Raw genomic sequence first — 20,075 nt, 5'->3', positions numbered from 1 at the left:
GGAGCAACAATGGCACTTCCCATTCTGTTTGATTGCGATCCAGGTCATGACGACGCTATCGCAATTGTTCTCGCCCTCGCCTCACCTGAGCTGGACGTTAAAGCGATAACCTCTTCTGCCGGTAACCAGACACCCGATAAAACGTTACGTAACGTGTTGCGCATGTTGACGCTGCTTAACCGTACCGATATTCCAGTGGCTGGCGGAGCGCTAAAACCATTGATGCGCGATCTAATTATCGCCGACAACGTGCACGGTGAAAGCGGTCTGGATGGCCCTGCGCTACCGGAGCCCGCTTTTGCTCCACAGGCCTGTACAGCCGTTGAGTTGATGGCAAAAACCCTACGCGAGAGCCATGAGCCGGTAACGATTGTCTCCACCGGGCCGCAAACGAACGTGGCGTTGCTGCTGAACAGCCATCCTGAACTGCACGCTAAGATCGCCCGTATCGTTATCATGGGTGGTGCAATGGGTCTCGGGAACTGGACGCCCGCGGCAGAGTTCAATATTTATGTTGATCCTGAAGCGGCCGAGATTGTGTTCCAGTCGGGAATTCCGGTAGTGATGGCGGGGCTTGATGTCACACATAAAGCACAAATTCATCGTGAAGATACTGAACGGTTCCGTGCGATTGGGAACCCCATTTCCACCATTGTCGCTGAGTTGCTGGACTTTTTCTTCGAGTATCACAAAGACGAGAAATGGGGATTTGTCGGTGCACCGCTGCACGACCCATGCACCATTGCCTGGCTGCTGAAACCTGAGCTGTTTACTACCGTTGAGCGGTGGGTCGGGGTGGAAACGCAGGGTAAATATACCCAGGGAATGACCGTGGTGGACTACTACTTCCTGAGCGGCAATAAGCCAAATGCCAGTGTGATGGTGGACGTTGATCGCCAGGGGTTTGTCGATCTGCTGGCAGAGCGTCTGAAGTTTTACGCCTAAACCACGCCGGATGGCGCTAACGCTTATCCGGCCTACCAAATCGTGCAATTTGTAGGCCGGATAAGACGCTTTGCGTCGCCATCAGGCAATAAGCGATTACGGTTCAAACGGGCGGCGCTGGAACTGATCGTGTCCGCATTTCGGACACAACGGCAGCACATCCGGGGTGTAAACCGCTAAATGGAAATGACACTTCTCGCAGACCAGATTTCCCAGTCCCACCACCTCGCCACTGTGATAAACCCCATGATGGCTAAGATCCTGAAATACCTCGCGCCATTCAAGCTGCGTTTTGTCGGTGATATCGGCCAGTTCTTGCCAGATACTCTCCTTGATAACCCGCATAAAGACGCTGTCGGTCTCCTCATCAAGGCTCTCTTCATAGCTAAGAGCGAACTCCTCCAGGTCACGTCTCACGGCCCGGGTAAGCTCTTCCACCTCGGTTCGGGTTAACTCCCCGGTTTGCATCACGCGCTGGCGTGCCTGCTCCACCAGCGCATCAATATCGCGTTCGCCATTACGCAGACGTTCGCTGAGTGACGTCACCAGTTCACGGTAATATTGAGCAACCTTGTTCATCGCTTCGCCTCCTGGGTCGTTAACTGTCTATAATAATAGACGTTATTTACGCTACGCTTTGCAAGACTGTCCACAGAGTGTGTAAATTCGTGCAAGAATTATCCTTGCGGGAATTCAACGCTGAATGCGCGAAAGGCTGTTTTGACGCGGGCGTTTGGGCTATGCTATGCGGATCTGAAACACCACATCTAGAGCTACGTTTGTAGCTGTATTGAAAACAGGACCACTGGCTGCCATGCAAGAGCAATACCGCCCGGAAGAGATAGAATCCAAAGTACAGCTTCACTGGGATGAGAAGCGCACATTTGAAGTTACCGAAGACGAGAGCAAAGAGAAGTATTACTGCCTGTCTATGCTTCCCTATCCTTCTGGTCGACTACACATGGGCCACGTACGTAACTACACCATTGGTGACGTGATCGCCCGCTACCAGCGCATGCTGGGCAAAAACGTACTGCAGCCAATTGGCTGGGATGCGTTCGGTCTGCCTGCGGAAGGCGCTGCGGTTAAAAATAACACCGCGCCGGCACCGTGGACGTACGACAACATCGCTTACATGAAAAACCAGCTCAAAATGCTGGGCTTTGGTTACGACTGGAGCCGCGAGCTGGCAACCTGTACCCCGGAATACTATCGTTGGGAACAGAAGTTCTTCACCGAACTGTACAAAAAAGGTCTGGTATACAAGAAAACCTCTGCGGTGAACTGGTGCCCTAACGACCAGACCGTACTGGCAAACGAACAGGTTATTGACGGCTGCTGCTGGCGCTGCGATACCAAAGTTGAGCGTAAAGAGATCCCACAGTGGTTCATCAAAATTACCGCTTATGCTGACGAACTGCTGCGTGATCTGGATAACCTGGATCACTGGCCTGACACCGTTAAGACCATGCAGCGCAACTGGATTGGCCGCTCTGAAGGTGTAGAAATCACCTTCAACGTGAACGGTTACGACAACACGCTGACCGTCTATACCACCCGTCCGGACACCTTTATGGGTGCAACCTACCTGGCTGTTGCGGCAGGTCATCCGCTGGCGCAAAAAGCGGCGGCAAATAACCCGGAGCTGGCGGCATTTATCGATGAATGTCGCAACACCAAGGTTGCTGAAGCTGAAATGGCGACCATGGAGAAGAAAGGTGTCGATACCGGCTTTAAAGCCATTCACCCGCTGACGGGCGAAGAGATCCCGGTTTGGGCAGCAAACTTTGTCCTGATGGAATACGGTACGGGCGCTGTGATGGCCGTTCCGGGTCACGATCAGCGCGATTATGAGTTTGCGACCAAGTATGGCCTGGCCATCAAGCCGGTAATTCTGACCGCTGAAGGCGCAGAGCCGGATCTGTCTGAACAGGCGCTGACCGAAAAAGGCGTGTTGTTTAACTCTGGCGAGTTTGACGGCCTGGCCTTCGAAGACGCGTTCAACGCCATTGCTGACAAGCTGGTAGCGAAAGGCGTGGGTGAACGTAAAGTTAACTACCGTCTGCGCGACTGGGGTGTTTCCCGTCAGCGTTACTGGGGTGCGCCAATCCCGATGGTCACGCTGGAAGACGGCACCGTACTGCCGACACCAGAAGATCAACTGCCGGTGATTCTGCCAGAAGATGTCGTCATGGACGGTATCACCAGCCCGATCAAAGCCGATCCGGAGTGGGCGAAAACCACCGTTAACGGTATGCCTGCCCTGCGTGAAACCGACACCTTTGATACCTTTATGGAGTCTTCCTGGTACTACGCGCGTTATACCTGCCCGCAGTACAACGAAGGGATGCTGGATCCGGAAGCGGCAAACTACTGGCTGCCGGTTGATATCTACATTGGTGGTATTGAACACGCCATCATGCACCTGCTCTACTTCCGCTTCTTCCACAAACTGATGCGCGACGCGGGCATGGTGAACTCTGACGAACCGGCTAAACAGCTGCTGTGCCAGGGTATGGTGCTGGCAGATGCATTCTACTACGTTGGCGCAAACGGCGAGCGTAACTGGGTTTCTCCGGTTGATGCGATCGTTGAGCGCGACGAAAAAGGTCGTATCGTTAAGGCCCAGGACGCACAAGGTCATGAACTGGTGTATACCGGCATGAGCAAAATGTCCAAATCGAAAAATAACGGTATCGACCCGCAGGTAATGGTTGAACGTTACGGTGCGGATACCGTACGTCTGTTCATGATGTTTGCCTCTCCGGCTGATATGACACTGGAATGGCAAGAATCCGGCGTAGAAGGGGCAAACCGCTTCCTGAAACGTGTCTGGAAACTGGTTTACGAGCACACCACCAAAGGTGATGTGGCTGCATTGAACGTTGATGCATTGAGCGAAGACCAAAAAACGCTGCGTCGTGACGTGCACAAAACCATCGCTAAAGTGACTGATGATATCGGTCGCCGTCAGACCTTTAACACCGCGATTGCGGCGATTATGGAACTGATGAACAAGCTGGCAAAAGCACCGCAGGAAGACGATCAGGACAGAGCCCTGATGCAGGAAGCACTGTTGGCCGTTGTGCGTATGCTTAACCCGTTCACCCCACACGTTTGCTTCACCTTGTGGCAAGCGCTGAAAGGCGAAGGTGATATCGACAATGCACCGTGGCCTGTTGCTGACGAAAGCGCAATGATCGAAGACTCTACGCTGGTCGTGGTCCAGGTCAACGGCAAAGTCCGTGGTAAAATTACCGTCCCGGTAAACGCCACTGAAGAGCAGGTTCGTGAACGTGCTGGCCAGGAGCATCTGGTCGCAAAATATCTTGATGGCGTTACCGTACGTAAAGTGATTTATGTACCGGGTAAACTCCTCAATCTGGTCGTTGGCTAAGCGCGGGAGGAAGCGTGCGACATCTGACAACATTGTTGTTATCCCTGGTGGTGCTTGTCACCGCCGGGTGTGGCTGGCATCTGCGTAGTACTACGCAGGTTCCCCCCACGATGAAAACCATGATTCTGGTCACGGGTGATCCGAACGGCCCGTTAAGCCGTGCGGTGCGTAATCAGCTGCGTTTGAATGGCGTTACACTGCTGGAAGACAGCTCAACGCGCAAAGACGTTCCGTCCTTACGCCTTGGTGCAGTCAGCATTTCGCAGGATACCGCGTCCGTGTTCCAGAACGGTCAAACCGCTGAATACCAGATGGTGATGTCCGTTAGTGCTTCAGTCCTGATCCCGGGCCATGATATTTACCCGATCAGCGCTAAAGTCTATCGTTCATTCTTCGACAACCCGCAAGCGGCACTGGCGAAGGATAACGAGCAGGAGATGATCGTTAAAGAGATGTACGACAAGGCGGCCGAGCAGTTGATTCGTAAACTGCCAAGCGTACATATTGCTGATGTTCAGTCATCCAGTGATGACGTCGAGCCTGCAGTGAAAACTGCAGCGCCAGCGTCCTCCTCTCCGGCGCGTGTTTCCACCACGCTGGGTAACTGATGCTCAAGTTGTACCCTGAACAACTCCGCGCACAGCTCAATGAAGGGCTGCGCGCGGCGTATTTATTACTGGGCAATGACCCCCTGTTGTTGCAGGAGAGCCAGGACATCGTCCGTATGGCTGCCGCCGCGCAAGGGTTCGAAGAACACCATACGTTCACCCTCGATACCAGCACCGACTGGGGCGCAATCTTTTCCCTTTGCCAGGCGATGAGCCTGTTTGCCAGCCGTCAAACGTTACTCCTGCAGCTGCCAGAAAATGGCCCCAATGCCGCCATTAACGAACAACTTGCCTCGCTCGTCACGCTGCTACATGACGATCTGCTGCTTATTGTTCGTGGTAACAAGCTGACCAAAGCCCAGGAAAACGCCGCATGGTATTCCGGACTGGCGAATAACGCGGTGCTGGTCAGTTGCCAGACACCTGAACAGGCACAGCTTCCGCGTTGGGTAGCTGCAAGGGCGAAACATCATAATCTGCAGCTGGATGACGCCGCCAACCAGCTCTTATGCTATTGCTACGAAGGCAATCTGTTAGCGTTAGCGCAGGCGCTGGAGCGGTTGTCGCTACTTTGGCCTGACGGTAAATTAACGCTGCCTCGTGTGGAGCAAGCCGTTAACGATGCCGCGCACTTTACCCCCTACCACTGGGTAGATGCGCTGCTGATGGGCAAAAGCAAGCGCGCGCTGCATATTCTGCAACAGCTCCGTCTTGAAGGCAGTGAACCCGTTATTTTGTTACGTACTCTGCAGCGGGAATTATTACTGCTGGTGAACCTGAAACGGCAGTCGGCCCATACCCCATTACGGGCATTGTTTGACAAACATCGGGTATGGCAAAATCGCCGTGGCATGATGGGAGACGCGTTAAACCGACTGACCCCCACGCAGTTACGTCAGGCGGTCACGCTGTTAACACGTACGGAAATTACGCTTAAACAAGACTATGGTCAGTCAGTGTGGGCGGAGCTTGAGGGACTTTCCCTGTTGCTTTGCCATAAATCACTGGCAGATGTTTTTATTGATGGTTGATATGAAATCATTGCAGGCTCTGTTCGGTGGCACCTTTGATCCGGTGCATTATGGTCATCTGAAACCCGTTGAAATTCTGGCTAATCTGATTGGCCTGTCTCGGGTCATTGTCATGCCCAATAACGTACCACCGCATCGTGCGCAACCGGAAGCCTCCAGCGCCCAGCGTAAACATATGCTTGAACTGGCCATTGCCGACAAACCTTTGTTTTCACTGGATGAACGCGAGCTAAAACGCGATACCGCCTCGTACACCGCACAAACACTGCAAGAGTGGCGCGTGGAACAAGGCCCGGATGCACCGCTGGCATTCATTATTGGTCAGGATTCACTGCTGACCTTTCCTTCCTGGCATGATTACGACACGATTCTGGATAACACCCATCTTATCGTGTGTCGACGACCGGGTTATCCCCTTGAGATGGCACAGGAACAGCACCAGCAATGGCTGGAGCGCCATCTGACCCATACGGCAGATGATCTGCATAACCTGCCGGCAGGTAAGATTTACCTTGCCGAAACGCCCTGGTTCAATATCTCCGCTACGCTTATCCGCGAACGCCTGGAAAAAGGCGAGCCGTGCGACGACTTACTGCCACGCGCCGTGCTCGACTATATCAACCAGCAGGGTTTGTACCGCTAAGCGTGTTGTTTAATGCCGCCAGCAGGCGGTCATTTTCTTGCTGACTGCGAACAGCAACCCGGTAATAACGCGCGTCCAACCCCGGGTAATTGGCACAGCTACGGATCAAAACATGTTGTTCCAGCAGTGATTTTTGCAAATCGATATCCGGTCGATCGCAGCGTAACAGCCGATAGTTAGCCCGACCGGGATAGACAGTCAGGCCGGGCAGCGTTTGCAATTGTTGATCAAATCGCTGTCCTTCCTGTGCCAGCCATTGCCACGTCGCCCGCTGGTAGGCGCTATCGCTTAGAATCATCTCTCCCGCCAGCGCGGCAAATGCGTTAATTGACCACGGCATTTGTCGGCTGCGCATCCGTGCCACGGCCTGTTCGTCGCTATTGACCAGATAACCCAGTCGCAACCCCGGTATCGCATAGAACTTGGTTAGCGAACGAAGAACCCAAATGTGCGGATTCTCTTGTAGCCGCGGAATAAAACCTTCCTCCCCGGCAATAAAATCGATAAAGGCTTCATCCAGAATCAAGGTAATCCCCAATTCAGCGCAGCGCGTTGCTATCGCAGCAAGCAGACGATCATCGGGCAATAGCCCTGTCGGGTTGTTCGGCGTACAGAGAAAAAGGCAGTCCAACTGCGGCGTTAACGCATCAAGGATCGTGGCGGTGAGCTGCCAGCCATCCTCCTCGCGCAGCGCAAATTCATGGATTGCACATTCTCCCCATTCCAGCGCCCGGCGGTATTCAGCAAATCCGGGGGCGACAATCATCGCATGACGCGGCTTGAGCCCATTAACGATGGTGAAAATAGATTCTGTTTCGCCATTCCCCGCGAGGATCCACGAAACAGGTATCTGATGCTGCTGCGCCAGCGCCGCATGCAACTGGGTGTAGTCAACGTCCGGGTAGCGTTCAGCCCTGTCCAGATTGTCGATAAGCGCGCATTTTAAGGTTGCGGGCATACCCAGCGGGTTAATATTCGCGCTAAAATCCAGCAATTGCTCAGGCGGGATGCCCAACAATGCGGCGGCTTCTCGGGTATTACCGCCGTGCGCGCTCTTCAATAAAGACATCGTGCCGCTCCAGTCAAAAGAGGGTATTTTATTGAAAAAATCTCTGCGCAATCAGGGCAAGCATCATATTTTGTGCGAATAGCCCCAAGAGGAAAAAATGAGACTCTGGTTAGTACGTCACGGAGAAACCGAAGCCAATGTCGCTGGGTTATACAGCGGTCATGCCCCCACACCGCTAACGGAACGGGGGATTGCTCAGGCGCAATCACTGAGTGGGCTGCTACGCAATGTCCCTTTCAACAACGTTCTGTGCAGCGAACTCGAACGCGCCCGCCATACAACCCAACTGATTCTGGCGGAACGCGAGGTTCCTGTGCGTGTCATGCCTGAACTTAATGAGATGTTCTTTGGCGACTGGGAAATGCGCCATCATCGCGATCTTGCACGTGAAGACGCTGAAAATTATGCCGTGTGGTGTAATGACTGGCAGAACGCAACCCCAACCAATGGCGAAGGATTCCAGGCATTTTCACAGCGTGTTGAACGTTTCATTGCGCGGCTTGCTGATTACAAAGACAGTCAAAATCTGTTGGTGGTAAGTCATCAGGGTGTGCTGAGCGTGCTGGTGGCCCGGCTGCTGTCCATGCCCGCGGCCGCCATGTGGCACTTTCGCATCGAACAGGGTTGCTGGAGTGCAATTGATTTTTGTGACGACTTTGCAGTTCTGAAAGTTCTCAATAGTCGCGCCGTGTGGCACGAGGGTGAGTGAATGCACTGTTTTTTCTGCCGATGGGCCTCTCTCCCATTGACACCCTATGACAGGCTGCTATTCTCCGCAACCTGACTTTTCCCGCCTTTCAGAGCTTTGCAGAAATTGTTTTACAAAAATGGCGATGCATTCTGTTGCGTGGGGTGGGATGATAGCGCACCTCAAAAGCGCTTTCGGAGACATTTGTCCCGATATCGCCTCTGGTTCAGGTATACTAACAGACGTTTTTAACTCTTTTCACCCAGGGGGAACACTTGCAGGGTAAAGCACTCCAGGATTTTGTAATCGACAAAATTGATGACCTGAAAGGTCAAGACATCATCGCCTTAGATGTTCAGGGCAAATCCAGTATCACCGATTGCATGATTATCTGCACTGGCACGTCCAGTCGCCATGTCATGTCTATCGCCGATCACGTTGTTCAGGAATCTCGCACCGCCGGTCTGCTGCCGCTTGGCGTAGAAGGTGAGAACGTAGCTGACTGGATCGTCGTCGATCTTGGCGATGTGATTGTCCACGTTATGCAGGAAGAGAGCCGTCGCCTGTATGAACTGGAAAAACTCTGGAGTTAATGCGTGAAGCTGCAACTTGTCGCCGTGGGTACGAAGATGCCTGACTGGGTGCAAACCGGTTTTACGGAATACCTGCGCCGGTTTCCAAAAGACATGCCCTTTGAGCTGATTGAAATCCCGGCAGGAAAACGCGGCAAGAACGCGGACATTAAACGCATTCTCGACAAAGAGGGTGAACAGATGCTGGCCGCCGCAGGCAAAAACCGCATCGTCACCCTTGATATCCCAGGCAAACCCTGGGACACGCCACAACTGGCGACCGAGCTGGAACGCTGGAAACTGGATGGTCGTGACGTCAGTCTGTTGATTGGCGGACCGGAAGGGCTGTCCCCCGCCTGTAAAGCGGCTGCGGAGCAAAGCTGGTCACTCTCTGCATTAACCCTTCCCCACCCTCTTGTTCGGGTGCTGGTCGCAGAGAGTCTGTACAGGGCGTGGAGCATTACCACCAACCATCCTTATCACCGTGAGTGATCATTGATTCTTGAGTAGATTAAGCAGCGGATGAAACTACAGAATTCTTTTCGCGACTATACGGCTGAGTCCGCGCTGTTTGTGCGCCGGGCGCTGGTCGCTTTTTTGGGGATTTTGCTGCTCACTGGCGTGCTAATCGCCAATCTTTATAATCTGCAAATCGTTCGTTTTACTGACTATCAGACCCGTTCGAACGAAAACCGCATCAAACTGGTGCCTATCGCCCCCAGCCGCGGCATCATTTATGACCGCAACGGAATTCCCCTCGCCCTTAACCGTACTATTTATCAGATAGAGATGATGCCGGAGAAGGTCGACAATATTCAGGATACCCTCGACGCGCTACGCAACGTCGTGGATCTGACCGATGACGACATCGCAGCCTTTAAAAAAGAGCGAGCCCGCTCGCACCGCTTCACCTCGATCCCGGTAAAAACCAACCTGACTGAAGTTCAGGTCGCACGCTTTGCCGTGAATCAGTACCGTTTCCCCGGCGTCGAGGTCAAAGGCTATAAACGCCGCTATTATCCGTACGGCTCCGCACTGACCCACGTGATTGGTTACGTATCGAAGATCAACGATAAAGACGTTGAACGGCTGGATAAAGACGGCAAGCTGGCCAACTACGCAGCCACACATGACATCGGCAAGCTGGGTATCGAGCGCTATTACGAAGACGTACTTCATGGTCAAACCGGTTATGAAGAGGTTGAAGTCAATAACCGTGGCCGCGTCATTCGACAGCTCAAAGAAGTCGCCCCGCAGGCCGGGCACGATATCTATCTGACGCTTGATTTAAAACTCCAGCAATACATTGAAACGTTGCTGGCGGGTAGCCGTGCCGCCGTCGTGGTCACAGACCCGCGTACTGGCGGTGTTCTGGCTCTGGTCTCTATGCCGAGCTACGATCCGAACCTGTTCGTGGACGGCATCTCCAGCAAAGATTATTCCGGGTTACTCAATGACCCCAATACCCCACTGGTCAACCGCGCCACGCAAGGTGTTTACCCTCCGGCGTCCACGGTTAAACCTTATGTTGCGGTCTCTGCGTTAAGCGCAGGCGTTATTACTCGCAATACTGGGCTATTCGATCCCGGTTGGTGGCAATTACCCGGTTCAGAGAAACGTTACCGTGACTGGAAAAAATGGGGACACGGTCATCTGAACATCACCCGTTCTCTGGAAGAGTCTGCTGATACGTTTTTCTATCAAATCGCCTATGATATGGGGATTGACCGTCTTTCTGAGTGGATGAGCAAGTTTGGTTACGGTCATTATACGGGCATCGATCTCGCTGAAGAGCGCGCCGGAAACATGCCAACCCGCGAGTGGAAGCAAAAACGGTTTAAAAAGCCCTGGTACCAGGGTGATACAATCCCTGTCGGTATCGGTCAGGGCTACTGGACAGCAACACCTATCCAGATGAGTAAAGCGCTGATGATCCTCATCAACGACGGCATGGTGAAAGTCCCGCATCTGCTGATGAGCACAGCGGAAAACGGCAAGCAAGTGCCGTGGGTACAGCCACATGAGCCTCCTGTCGGTGACATTCATTCTGGCTACTGGGAAATTGCCAAAGACGGTATGTACGGTGTAGCGAATCGCCCTAATGGGACTGCGCACAAGTATTTTGCTGGCGCACCCTACAAAATTGCGGCGAAATCCGGTACCGCGCAGGTATTTGGCCTGAAAGCCAATGAAACCTATAACGCACATAAAATCGCCGAACGTTTACGCGACCACAAACTGATGACTGCATTCGCGCCCTATGACAAACCCGAGGTCGCTGTCGCGATGATCCTCGAAAACGGTGGGGCCGGTCCGGCGGTAGGTACACTCATGCGCCAGATCCTTGACCACATTATGTTGGGCGACAACAACACCAATCTGCCTGCTGAAAACCCGGCGGTTGCAGCAGGTGAGGACCAATAATCGTGACGGATAATCCGAACAAAAAGACATTCTGGGACAAAATTCATATCGATCCCACAATGTTGCTTATCTTGCTGGCTCTGCTGGTATACAGCTCGCTGGTCATCTGGAGCGCCAGCGGCCAGGATATTGGCATGATGGAACGCAAGGTCGGCCAGATCGCTATGGGGCTGGTCATCATGGTCGTGATGGCGCAAATTCCCCCCAGAGTCTATGAAGGCTGGGCGCCGTACCTCTATATCTTCTGTATCATCCTGTTGGTTGCTGTCGATGCCTTCGGCGCTATTTCCAAAGGCGCACAACGTTGGCTGGATTTGGGAATCGTGCGTTTTCAGCCCTCGGAAATTGCCAAGATAGCCGTCCCGCTGATGGTGGCGCGCTTTATCAACCGTGATGTCTGCCCACCGTCGCTGAAGAATACGGCTATCGCGCTGGTGCTCATTTTTATGCCCACGCTGCTGGTTGCCGCGCAGCCTGACCTTGGAACCTCAATCCTGGTTGCACTTTCCGGCCTGTTTGTCCTGTTCCTCTCCGGGTTGAGCTGGCGTCTGATCGGCGTTGCTGTGGTTCTGGTGGCCGCATTTATTCCAATACTGTGGTTCTTCCTGATGCATGATTACCAGCGACAACGCGTGATGATGCTTCTCGACCCGGAAACCGATCCGCTGGGCGCGGGCTATCACATTATTCAGTCTAAAATTGCTATTGGTTCAGGTGGGCTACGCGGCAAAGGCTGGTTGCATGGTACGCAGTCGCAGTTGGAGTTTTTGCCCGAACGTCATACTGACTTTATCTTTGCAGTACTGGCGGAAGAGCTGGGTCTGGTAGGGATTTTAATCCTGCTTGCCCTGTACATTTTGCTGATAATGCGCGGATTGTGGATTGCCGCCCACGCGCAAACGACCTTTGGTCGCGTCATGGCCGGTGGTTTAATGTTGATATTATTCGTTTATGTCTTCGTAAATATTGGTATGGTGAGCGGTATTCTGCCTGTAGTTGGGGTTCCACTCCCACTGGTCAGTTACGGAGGCTCTGCACTGATCGTGCTGATGGCCGGGTTCGGGATTGTCATGTCGATCCACACCCATAGAAAAATGTTGTCGAAAAGCGTGTAAGGGGTACGCAATGCGTAAGCAGTGGATTGGAATCTGCATCGCAGCAGGAATGCTCGCGGCGTGTTCAAGTGATGATGGTCAGCAACAGGCTGCCGTCGCGCCGCAGCCTGCGGTGTGTAATGGTCCGATTGTTGAAATCAGCGGAGCCGATCCGCGCTTTGAACCCCTGAACCCGACGGCGAATCAGGACTATCAGCGTGACGGTAAGAGCTACAAGATAGTCCAGGACCCCTCCCGCTTTAGCCAGGCTGGACTGGCCGCCATTTACGATGCGGAGCCGGGAAGCAATTTAACCACCTCTGGTGAAGCGTTCGACCCGATGCAGCTGACCGCTGCGCACCCAACGCTGCCAATTCCAAGCTATGCCAGAATTACTAACCTGGCAAATGGTCGAATGATCGTCGTCCGCATTAACGATCGTGGCCCCTATGGCAACGATCGCGTCGTTTCGCTGTCGCGAGCAGCAGCCGATCGTCTGAATACCTCTAACAACACGAAAGTGCGTATTGATCCTATCATTGTCGCACAGGATGGCTCTCTGTCCGGCCCAGGTATGGCCTGTACGACAGTGGCCAAACAAACCTATGCCCTGCCCTCACGCCCTGACTTAAGCGGCGGCGGCAGTATGCCTGCTACACCGGATGCGGGTCAGCCGCAAGGTGATATCCGCCCGATCAGCAATTCCACGCTGAAAAGCGATGACCCTACCGGAGCACCAGTAAACAGCGGTGGTTTCCTCGGCGCACCGACCACGCTCGCTTCCGGCGTGCTTGAAGGTAGCGAACCGACGCCAGCGCCACAGCCGGCCGCCCCTGTGACTGCGCCAGCCACAACACCGACTGTCGCAGCAGCACCAGCCGCCGCCGTTGCCACTCCGGCAGCTGCAGCCAACGGTCGTTATGTCGTTCAGGTTGGTGCGGTAAGCGAGCAGGCGCGTGCACAGCAGTATCAAAAGCGTTTAAGTCAGCAGTTTGGCGTTCCGGGCCGGGTTGTGCAAAACGGTGCCGTTTGGCGTATTCAGATGGGGCCATTCGCCAGCAAGGCTGAAGCCTCCACACTGCAACAGCGTCTTCAATCCGAGGCGCAATTACAGTCCTTCATCACCGGCGTGTAATAACGTAAATCAGGCATCTGAGTTGTCAATTTCTGTAAACGACATTAACAAAGTCACGCGGAAAGTCAGATGCCTGTGAGTTATGCATTTGCTATAGTAGGGCACTTTTTTTAATTTCACCACGGACGTCGTAGTTCAGACCATGAAGACCACTTTTTCCGCTCGTTTCGTGCAGCGCATGGCGCTCACCGCGGCTCTCTGCGCAGCCTCTCTTTCTGCTGCCCATGCAGATGACCTGAATATTAAAACCATGATCCCGGGTGTTCCGCAGATCGATGCGGAGTCGTATATCCTGATTGACTACAATTCAGGCAAAGTTCTGGCAGAACAGAATGCGGACTCTCGCCGCGATCCCGCCAGCCTGACCAAAATGATGACCAGCTACGTCATCGGACAGGCAATGAAAGCCGGGAAATTCAAAGAAACCGATTTGGTCACCGTCGGCAACGACGCCTGGGCTACGGGCAACCCTGTCTTTAAAGGTTCGTCCCTGATGTTCCTCAAGCCGGGTATGCAGGTTCCGGTATCGCAGCTAATCCGTGGTATCAACCTGCAATCCGGTAACGATGCTTGCGTGGCAATGGCAGACTTTTCTGCCGGTAGTCAGGATGCTTTCGTCGGTCTGATGAACAGCTATGTTAATGCGCTGGGGCTGAAAAACACCCACTTCCAGACCGTACATGGCCTGGATGCAGAGGGCCAGTACAGCTCAGCTCGCGATATGGCGCTAATTGGTCAGGCCCTGATCCGCGATGTACCTAACGAGTACTCTATCTATAAAGAAAAAGAGTTCACCTTTAACGGCATCCGCCAGCTTAACCGTAACGGTCTGCTGTGGGATAACAGCCTGAATGTTGACGGTATCAAAACCGGCCATACTGACAAAGCGGGTTATAACCTTGTTGCCTCTGCGACAGAAGGTCAGATGCGTCTGATCTCCGCCGTGATGGGTGGTCGCACTTATAAAGGTCGTGAAACTGAAAGTAAAAAGCTGCTGACCTGGGGTTTCCGTTTCTTTGAAACCGTGAACCCATTGAAAGTCGGCAAAGAGTTTGCCTCAGAGCCCGCCTGGTTTGGTAATACCGATCGTGCGTCGTTAGGTGTCGATAAAGATGTCTACCTGACTATTCCACGCGGCCGCATGAAAGACCTGAAAGCCAGCTATGTTCTGAACACCACGGAACTGCATGCCCCGCTGCAGAAAAACCAGGTTGTCGGCACCATCAACTTCCAGCTTGATGGCAAAACCATTGAGCAGCGTCCACTGGTGGTTCTGCAGGAAATCCCGGAAGGCAACTTCTTTGGTAAAATCATTGATTACATTAAATTAATGTTCCATCACTGGTTTGGCTAAAAATCGAACACTTGAAAGTGTGATTTACGTCCCCATATACTAAGTATCCAGATAACTCCCACGCTCTGTGGGAGTTATTATTTTTTGATGTAACGCCGGAGCTGACATGAAAACCAAACTTAACGAACTGCTTGAATTCCCTACTCCATTTACTTACAAAGTAATGGGGCAGGCGTTGCCTGAGCTGGTTGATCAGGTGGTTGAAGTGGTACAGCGCCATGCGCCAGGTGATTACTCCCCAACGGTAAAACCGAGCAGCAAAGGCAACTACCACTCGGTCTCAATCACTATTAATGCGACACACATTGAGCAGGTTGAAACGCTGTACGAAGAATTAGGTAATATCGATATCGTACGTATGGTGCTGTAAAAACCTGTCGGTTACCCGCTGCATCCCCGCTCGGGTAACCCCACCCTCCTGTGGTATACTTTTCCCCTCTTTAACATTCTCTACTCTGTGTGAGTATCTACGGAGATGCCGTTTTGTATCAGGATAAAATTCTGGTCCGCCAGCTTGGTCTTCAGCCCTACGAGCCAGTCTCTCTGGCCATGCACGAATTCACCGATACCCGTGATGAAAACAGTCATGATGAAATCTGGCTGGTAGAGCATTATCCTGTCTTTACCCAGGGTCAGGCCGGTAAAGCAGAGCACGTACTGATGCCCGGTGATATTCCCGTTATCCAGAGCGATCGGGGCGGCCAGGTGACATACCACGGACCGGGTCAGCAGGTTATGTATGTTCTGTTGAACCTCAAACGCCGCAAACTGGGCGTACGTGAACTGGTAACACTACTGGAACAAACCGTGGTGAATACGCTTGCGGAGATAGGTATTGACGCCCATCCGCGTGCTGATGCGCCGGGGGTCTATGTCGGCGAAAAGAAAATCTGCTCGTTAGGGTTACGTATCCGTAGAGGCTGCTCGTTTCACGGCTTAGCGCTCAACGTAGATATGGATCTATCACCTTTCCTGCGCATCAACCCCTGTGGCTATGCGGGAATGGAAATGGCAAAAGTCTCGCTGTGGGACAGTACGGCAACAACCGAGAGCGTGCGCCCTCGTCTGCTGGCTAATATTTTAGCGCTGTTGGGCAATCCCCCCCACGAGTACATTGCAGACTGAAAAAAAGGTTATAGTTTGCCGCAGCATATGTTGTGGCAAATGGCACAAAACAACAACTATTTTACATTTTGCCAGCCTGTCAGGCTGCTTTCTGGCCCGTTTCAATGATATACTGCGTATCACTAATTCAAAAATAGTTGATAAATGCAACATTCCCTTGAATTGAAACGCTTTCCTTCGTAATTCGCAACTGGAACACGCAAGCTATGAGTAAACCCATTGTGATGGAACGCGGTGTTAAATACCGCGATGCCGATAAGATGGCTCTTATCCCGGTAAAAAATGTAGCAACAGAGCGCGAAGCCCTGCTGCGTAAACCGGAATGGATGAAAATAAAACTGCCAGCGGACTCCACTCGCATCCAGGGTATCAAAGCAGCGATGCGCAAAAATGGCCTGCACTCTGTCTGCGAAGAAGCGTCCTGCCCTAACCTGGCAGAATGTTTCAACCACGGGACCGCGACCTTTATGATCCTCGGCGCAATCTGTACTCGCCGCTGCCCATTCTGTGACGTTGCCCATGGTCGCCCGGTTGCCCCTGATGCTAACGAACCGTTAAAGCTGGCTCAGACGATTGCGGACATGGCGCTGCGCTATGTGGTCATTACCTCCGTTGACCGCGACGATCTGCGCGACGGTGGCGCCCAGCACTTTGCAGACTGCATCACCGCTATTCGTGAGAAAAGCCCGTCGATTAAAATCGAAACGCTGGTACCTGACTTCCGTGGTCGTATGGATCGTGCGCTGGATATCCTCACGGCCACCCCGCCAGACGTGTTTAACCATAACCTCGAGAACGTTCCGCGTATATACCGCAACGTACGCCCTGGGGCTGATTACAACTGGTCACTGAAGCTTCTGGAGCGTTTTAAGGAAGCGCACCCTGAGATCCCAACCAAATCCGGCCTGATGGTAGGTCTGGGTGAAACCAATGCTGAAATCATTGAGGTTATGCGCGATCTGCGCAGTCACGGCGTGACAATGCTGACGCTGGGCCAGTATTTACAACCCAGTCGTCACCACCTGCCGGTTCAGCGCTATGTAAGCCCGGACGAGTTTGATGAGATGAAGGCGGAAGCCATGGCAATGGGCTTTACCCATGCAGCCTGCGGCCCATTTGTTCGTTCTTCTTACCATGCGGACATGCAGGCGAAAGGGCTGGAAGTGAAGTGATCGTGTAATACTCACTTACATTTCAGCAATAAAAAAACCGGCAATTGCCGGTTTTTTTTCATGCAGAGTATGCAGTATGAGCATCGTGCTCCTGACATTACTCTTTATGGGAAAGCTTCTCAGTCTGAACGCTACCGTCAGCATCTTTCTTAGCATCGGCATTATCATCGTTCATCGCTTTCTTGAAGCCTTTAATTGCCGTTCCCAGGTCTCCACCCAGTGTACGTAACTTCTTGGTACCAAACAGCAGAACGACCAGTGCGGCAACCACCAGCAGTTTGGTAATACTAATCTCACCCATAGATACCTTCTTAACTTAAACCAGGCTGCATAAAGCGCCATATTAACCTGAGAATATTAACGGCCTTTCGACGCGCGCACACAATAGCAATCTGTAACAAGGTGAATCAAGCCTTGTTTAAAAAAACGTCATAATAATTGCGGTGGCGCAAAGCGGCGGTTCCGTAACACAGGAAGTTGCGCCCTGACCTGCCTCACCCGCTCAGCAGAAACCTCCGTCATTATCAGCGCGGGCGTTTCCGCCGCAGCGGCAATCGTCACGCCAAACGGATCGATAACCCGGCTTTGGCCGATATTCTTGTTACCACACTCCCCCGCGGCAATCACATAACAGGTTGCATCCAGGGCTCTTGCCGCCAGCAGCGTTGTCCAATGATGCTCTTTCAGCGAACCACGAACCCAGGCAGCCGGTAAGACCAGGATTTCAGCCCCCTGTAACGCGAGCGCCAATGCCAGCTCAGGAAAGCGCAGGTCATAGCAGGTCATTAACCCTACCTTTAATCCGTCTACGTCCAGCAATGGCGCTACAGCCTCACCTGCATCGACATTCCGCGACTCCTGAATCGAAAAGGCGTCATAGAGATGTAATTTTGCGTAATGGGCAACAACCCGGCCTCCCCGTAGCGCAACCAGCATGTTCAACGCCCGGCCAGGTACAGAGGGAACATGAATCGTCAGAATCGTCGTCATCTCGTTTTGCGCGCTCTCTTGCTGTAGCCGCGTCAGAAAACCGCCCTCCAGTAGCTGAGCCGACTTCACCGACAGGTCGGGGTCGAGATCGTCACGGGCCAACAGCGCTTCCGGCAGCACCAACAGAGATGCTCCTTCTCCTGCGGCCTGTGACATCAACTGGACACACGTTTCCGCATTTTTCTCCCACGAAGGACCCACGGCAAATTGCCCTGCTGCAACAAACATATTCCCTCCAGAAAAATGGGTTAAGCTCGCCAACAACAATTATTCAGCGTTACACTCACGCTATATACAATCAAATAGCAGGATTACGCAGTGTTACAACTCCTTTTAGCAGTTTTTATCGGTGGCGGTACAGGAAGCGTAGCAAGATGGATGTTAAGCATGCGGTTCAATCCGCTGCATCAGGCCATCCCATTCGGTACGCTGGCAGCAAATCTGATTGGCGCGTTTATTATCGGTATGGGGCTGGCGTGGTTTAACCGCATGACAAACATTGATCCAATGTGGAAAGTGCTCATCACCACCGGTTTCTGCGGCGGACTGACGACGTTTTCAACTTTCTCGGCAGAAGTGGTGTTTTTGCTGCAGGAAGGACGCTTTGGTTGGGCAATGGTGAATGTGCTGGTTAACCTGTTGGGGTCATTTGCGATGACGGCTCTGGCATTCTGGCTGGTTTCTGCCTCTCCTGCACACTAGGCGAAAAAAAACCCGCAATTAAGCGGGTTTTGAATTCTTGCTGTCGTATGCTTACAGAGCGATTACGTTTGCAGCAGAAGGGCCTTTGGCACCGTTAGTGATTTCGAACTCTACGCGCTGACCTTCAGCCAGAGTTTTAAAACCATTGGTCTGGATTGCAGAGAAGTGTACGAACACGTCTTTGCTGCCATCTTCCGGAGTAATGAAACCGAATCCTTTGGACTCATTAAACCACTTAACGTTACCTTTAATCTTAGACATCAAAATTACCTTTACATGAAAAATAGACACAAATGCTGTGTCGGGTATCAGTACAACAATTGTGGTGCACTTTGTCCAGTCGAACTTTGTCAAAAAGTGATAAATGTCGCGTTATTTTTCAGACAACCAACATATCCATCTGTTTTTAAACAAGTTTATAATAATCCACCTGACAATACAGGTAGTCTGTCAAAACTGGAAACGCATCCAGGCAAAGTAGACATTTCCGTTGTTATACGTACCCGGAATGTAGGTCATCTGGAACGTTGCCGGACCATAGCCTATCGAGGCCAACGGCAGGATCAATGGCACGGGAATATAGTTCCAGTTATCGCGCGCGGTGAAACCGGCTGTATAGCCCAGCCCAAGACGAAAATTATCATCGGCCAGCGGTCGCCAGGTCTTTTCCCAGCCATAGCCGCCAATCGGCTCCCATTTATTGAAGGAGTCCTTGAAGGCCATAATATAGAGCCCGTGCCAATTACCTTTATCATCCCAACGGGACTGACCAAATCCTGCCCCCCAGGGACGTTCGTTGTACCGATCGGTTTTCTCTTTATCGTAGGCAAAACGCGCATGCCAGGTAATGGCTGGCACATACAGATCATAATGTTCGGGCTGCTGCCAGGTTTCACTGACATTATCTTTAAAAGTATCAAACCACCCTTTATCCTCAGCAAACACCTGGGGAATAAAGGCTAACTGAATAAAAAGAAATGAAAAAATGAGAAAATAACGTTTAGCGACAATCACGACTTAATTACCATCCTGGGAGTTAGTATTAATTGTAGCAAACAAAACCTTAATGTTAGCTTAACAAAGATGCGCTAATAAAAAATCAGAATATTCTCCACATATAAATTCC

Annotated in this window: 22 protein-coding genes; 16 read left to right on the top strand and 6 right to left on the bottom strand. The window is 52.3% G+C overall.

Going from position 1 to position 20,075, the window contains the following annotated elements; genetic code table 11:
- Window positions 1-9: 9 nt before the first annotated feature.
- On the top strand, window positions 10-945 hold the full coding sequence (gene rihA, locus NNN64_RS12410) for a pyrimidine-specific ribonucleoside hydrolase RihA (protein ID WP_271441576.1): 936 nt from the start codon (window positions 10-12) through the stop codon (window positions 943-945).
- Window positions 946-1,041: 96 nt separating this feature from the next.
- Here the strand turns inward: rihA and NNN64_RS12405 are convergent, their stop codons facing one another.
- A complete protein-coding gene (locus tag NNN64_RS12405) occupies window positions 1,042-1,524 on the bottom strand; it encodes a zinc ribbon-containing protein (protein WP_005121423.1) in 483 nt (160 codons plus the stop codon).
- A gap of 235 nt (window positions 1,525-1,759) precedes the next feature.
- Here NNN64_RS12405 and leuS point away from each other — a divergent pair, with 235 nt between their 5' ends.
- From leuS to nadD, 4 genes are read left to right on the top strand one after another with little or no spacing between them, the layout of a single operon-like run.
- Window positions 1,760-4,342 carry a leucine--tRNA ligase gene (gene leuS, locus NNN64_RS12400; protein ID WP_271441575.1) on the top strand — a complete coding sequence of 861 codons (2,583 nt, stop codon included), beginning with the start codon at window positions 1,760-1,762 and terminating at the stop codon, window positions 4,340-4,342.
- Window positions 4,343-4,356: 14 nt separating this feature from the next.
- Window positions 4,357-4,950, top strand: a complete 594-nt coding sequence (lptE, locus tag NNN64_RS12395; protein ID WP_271441574.1) for an LPS assembly lipoprotein LptE — start codon at window positions 4,357-4,359, stop codon at window positions 4,948-4,950.
- On the top strand, window positions 4,950-5,981 hold the full coding sequence (gene holA / locus NNN64_RS12390) for a DNA polymerase III subunit delta (RefSeq protein ID WP_271441573.1): 1,032 nt from the start codon (window positions 4,950-4,952) through the stop codon (window positions 5,979-5,981). Before lptE ends, holA begins: the two co-directional genes overlap by 1 nt.
- A 1-nt stretch (window position 5,982) precedes the next feature.
- Window positions 5,983-6,624 (top strand): nicotinate-nucleotide adenylyltransferase, encoded by a 642-nt coding sequence (gene nadD / locus NNN64_RS12385; RefSeq protein WP_137384696.1) that lies wholly within the window; start codon window positions 5,983-5,985, stop codon window positions 6,622-6,624.
- Here nadD and cobD read toward each other — a convergent pair.
- Complete coding sequence (cobD, locus tag NNN64_RS12380; protein WP_271441572.1) at window positions 6,599-7,693, bottom strand: threonine-phosphate decarboxylase CobD; 1,095 nt, start codon at window positions 7,691-7,693, stop codon at window positions 6,599-6,601. The genes nadD and cobD overlap by 26 nt on opposite strands.
- A gap of 97 nt (window positions 7,694-7,790) precedes the next feature.
- On the opposite strand from cobD, the gene NNN64_RS12375 reads away from it, so the two are divergent.
- The 10 genes from NNN64_RS12375 to lipA all read left to right on the top strand — a co-directional run bounded on the left by NNN64_RS12375 (window position 7,791) and on the right by lipA (window position 17,257).
- Window positions 7,791-8,402, top strand: coding sequence for an adenosylcobalamin/alpha-ribazole phosphatase (locus NNN64_RS12375; protein WP_271441571.1), 612 nt, complete (start codon window positions 7,791-7,793; stop codon window positions 8,400-8,402).
- Between the two features lie 254 nt (window positions 8,403-8,656).
- Window positions 8,657-8,974 carry a ribosome silencing factor gene (gene rsfS / locus NNN64_RS12370; protein ID WP_003022728.1) on the top strand — a complete coding sequence of 106 codons (318 nt, stop codon included), beginning with the start codon at window positions 8,657-8,659 and terminating at the stop codon, window positions 8,972-8,974.
- 3 nt (window positions 8,975-8,977) lie between these two features.
- Window positions 8,978-9,445 carry a 23S rRNA (pseudouridine(1915)-N(3))-methyltransferase RlmH gene (gene rlmH / locus NNN64_RS12365; protein WP_003022725.1) on the top strand — a complete coding sequence of 156 codons (468 nt, stop codon included), beginning with the start codon at window positions 8,978-8,980 and terminating at the stop codon, window positions 9,443-9,445.
- A gap of 30 nt (window positions 9,446-9,475) precedes the next feature.
- The gene (gene mrdA, locus NNN64_RS12360) at window positions 9,476-11,377 is read left to right on the top strand and encodes a peptidoglycan DD-transpeptidase MrdA (RefSeq protein ID WP_048212298.1); all 1,902 of its coding nucleotides are present in this window, start codon (window positions 9,476-9,478) and stop codon (window positions 11,375-11,377) included.
- 2 nt (window positions 11,378-11,379) lie between these two features.
- Complete coding sequence (gene mrdB, locus NNN64_RS12355) at window positions 11,380-12,492, top strand: peptidoglycan glycosyltransferase MrdB (protein ID WP_003022718.1); 1,113 nt, start codon at window positions 11,380-11,382, stop codon at window positions 12,490-12,492.
- A gap of 10 nt (window positions 12,493-12,502) precedes the next feature.
- A complete protein-coding gene (gene rlpA / locus NNN64_RS12350; RefSeq protein ID WP_271441570.1) occupies window positions 12,503-13,606 on the top strand; it encodes an endolytic peptidoglycan transglycosylase RlpA in 1,104 nt (367 codons plus the stop codon).
- Between the two features lie 142 nt (window positions 13,607-13,748).
- The gene (gene dacA / locus NNN64_RS12345; RefSeq protein WP_137384513.1) at window positions 13,749-14,960 is read left to right on the top strand and encodes a D-alanyl-D-alanine carboxypeptidase DacA; all 1,212 of its coding nucleotides are present in this window, start codon (window positions 13,749-13,751) and stop codon (window positions 14,958-14,960) included.
- Between the two features lie 106 nt (window positions 14,961-15,066).
- Window positions 15,067-15,330, top strand: coding sequence for a DUF493 family protein YbeD (ybeD, locus tag NNN64_RS12340; protein ID WP_000850547.1), 264 nt, complete (start codon window positions 15,067-15,069; stop codon window positions 15,328-15,330).
- Between the two features lie 113 nt (window positions 15,331-15,443).
- On the top strand, window positions 15,444-16,085 hold the full coding sequence (gene lipB, locus NNN64_RS12335) for a lipoyl(octanoyl) transferase LipB (protein ID WP_271441569.1): 642 nt from the start codon (window positions 15,444-15,446) through the stop codon (window positions 16,083-16,085).
- 206 nt (window positions 16,086-16,291) lie between these two features.
- Window positions 16,292-17,257, top strand: a complete 966-nt coding sequence (gene lipA / locus NNN64_RS12330; RefSeq protein ID WP_003022702.1) for a lipoyl synthase — start codon at window positions 16,292-16,294, stop codon at window positions 17,255-17,257.
- 97 nt (window positions 17,258-17,354) lie between these two features.
- On the opposite strand, the gene tatE is transcribed toward lipA, so the two are convergent.
- Together tatE and NNN64_RS12320 are read right to left on the bottom strand one after the other, a co-directional pair.
- On the bottom strand, window positions 17,355-17,558 hold the full coding sequence (gene tatE, locus NNN64_RS12325) for a twin-arginine translocase subunit TatE (RefSeq protein WP_048212302.1): 204 nt from the start codon (window positions 17,556-17,558) through the stop codon (window positions 17,355-17,357).
- A 128-nt stretch (window positions 17,559-17,686) separates the two neighbouring features.
- Window positions 17,687-18,475 (bottom strand): deaminated glutathione amidase, encoded by a 789-nt coding sequence (locus NNN64_RS12320; RefSeq protein ID WP_271441568.1) that lies wholly within the window; start codon window positions 18,473-18,475, stop codon window positions 17,687-17,689.
- Between the two features lie 90 nt (window positions 18,476-18,565).
- Between NNN64_RS12320 and crcB the strand changes: the two genes are divergently transcribed.
- A complete protein-coding gene (gene crcB, locus NNN64_RS12315; protein ID WP_043015566.1) occupies window positions 18,566-18,949 on the top strand; it encodes a fluoride efflux transporter CrcB in 384 nt (127 codons plus the stop codon).
- 51 nt (window positions 18,950-19,000) lie between these two features.
- On the opposite strand, the gene cspE is transcribed toward crcB, so the two are convergent.
- Together cspE and pagP are read right to left on the bottom strand one after the other, a co-directional pair.
- Entirely contained in the window at window positions 19,001-19,210 is a 210-nt protein-coding gene (gene cspE / locus NNN64_RS12310; RefSeq protein ID WP_000034825.1) for a transcription antiterminator/RNA stability regulator CspE, read from the bottom strand.
- Between the two features lie 189 nt (window positions 19,211-19,399).
- On the bottom strand, window positions 19,400-19,963 hold the full coding sequence (gene pagP, locus NNN64_RS12305) for a lipid IV(A) palmitoyltransferase PagP (RefSeq protein WP_369124578.1): 564 nt from the start codon (window positions 19,961-19,963) through the stop codon (window positions 19,400-19,402).
- Between the last annotated feature and the right edge of the window lie 112 nt (window positions 19,964-20,075).

Source organism: Citrobacter sp. Igbk 14, assembly GCF_028069825.1.
In the GTDB taxonomy this organism is placed as follows: domain Bacteria; phylum Pseudomonadota; class Gammaproteobacteria; order Enterobacterales; family Enterobacteriaceae; genus Citrobacter.
Note: the sequence above shows the minus strand (reverse complement) of the source record. Positions and strands in the feature narration are given on the sequence as shown.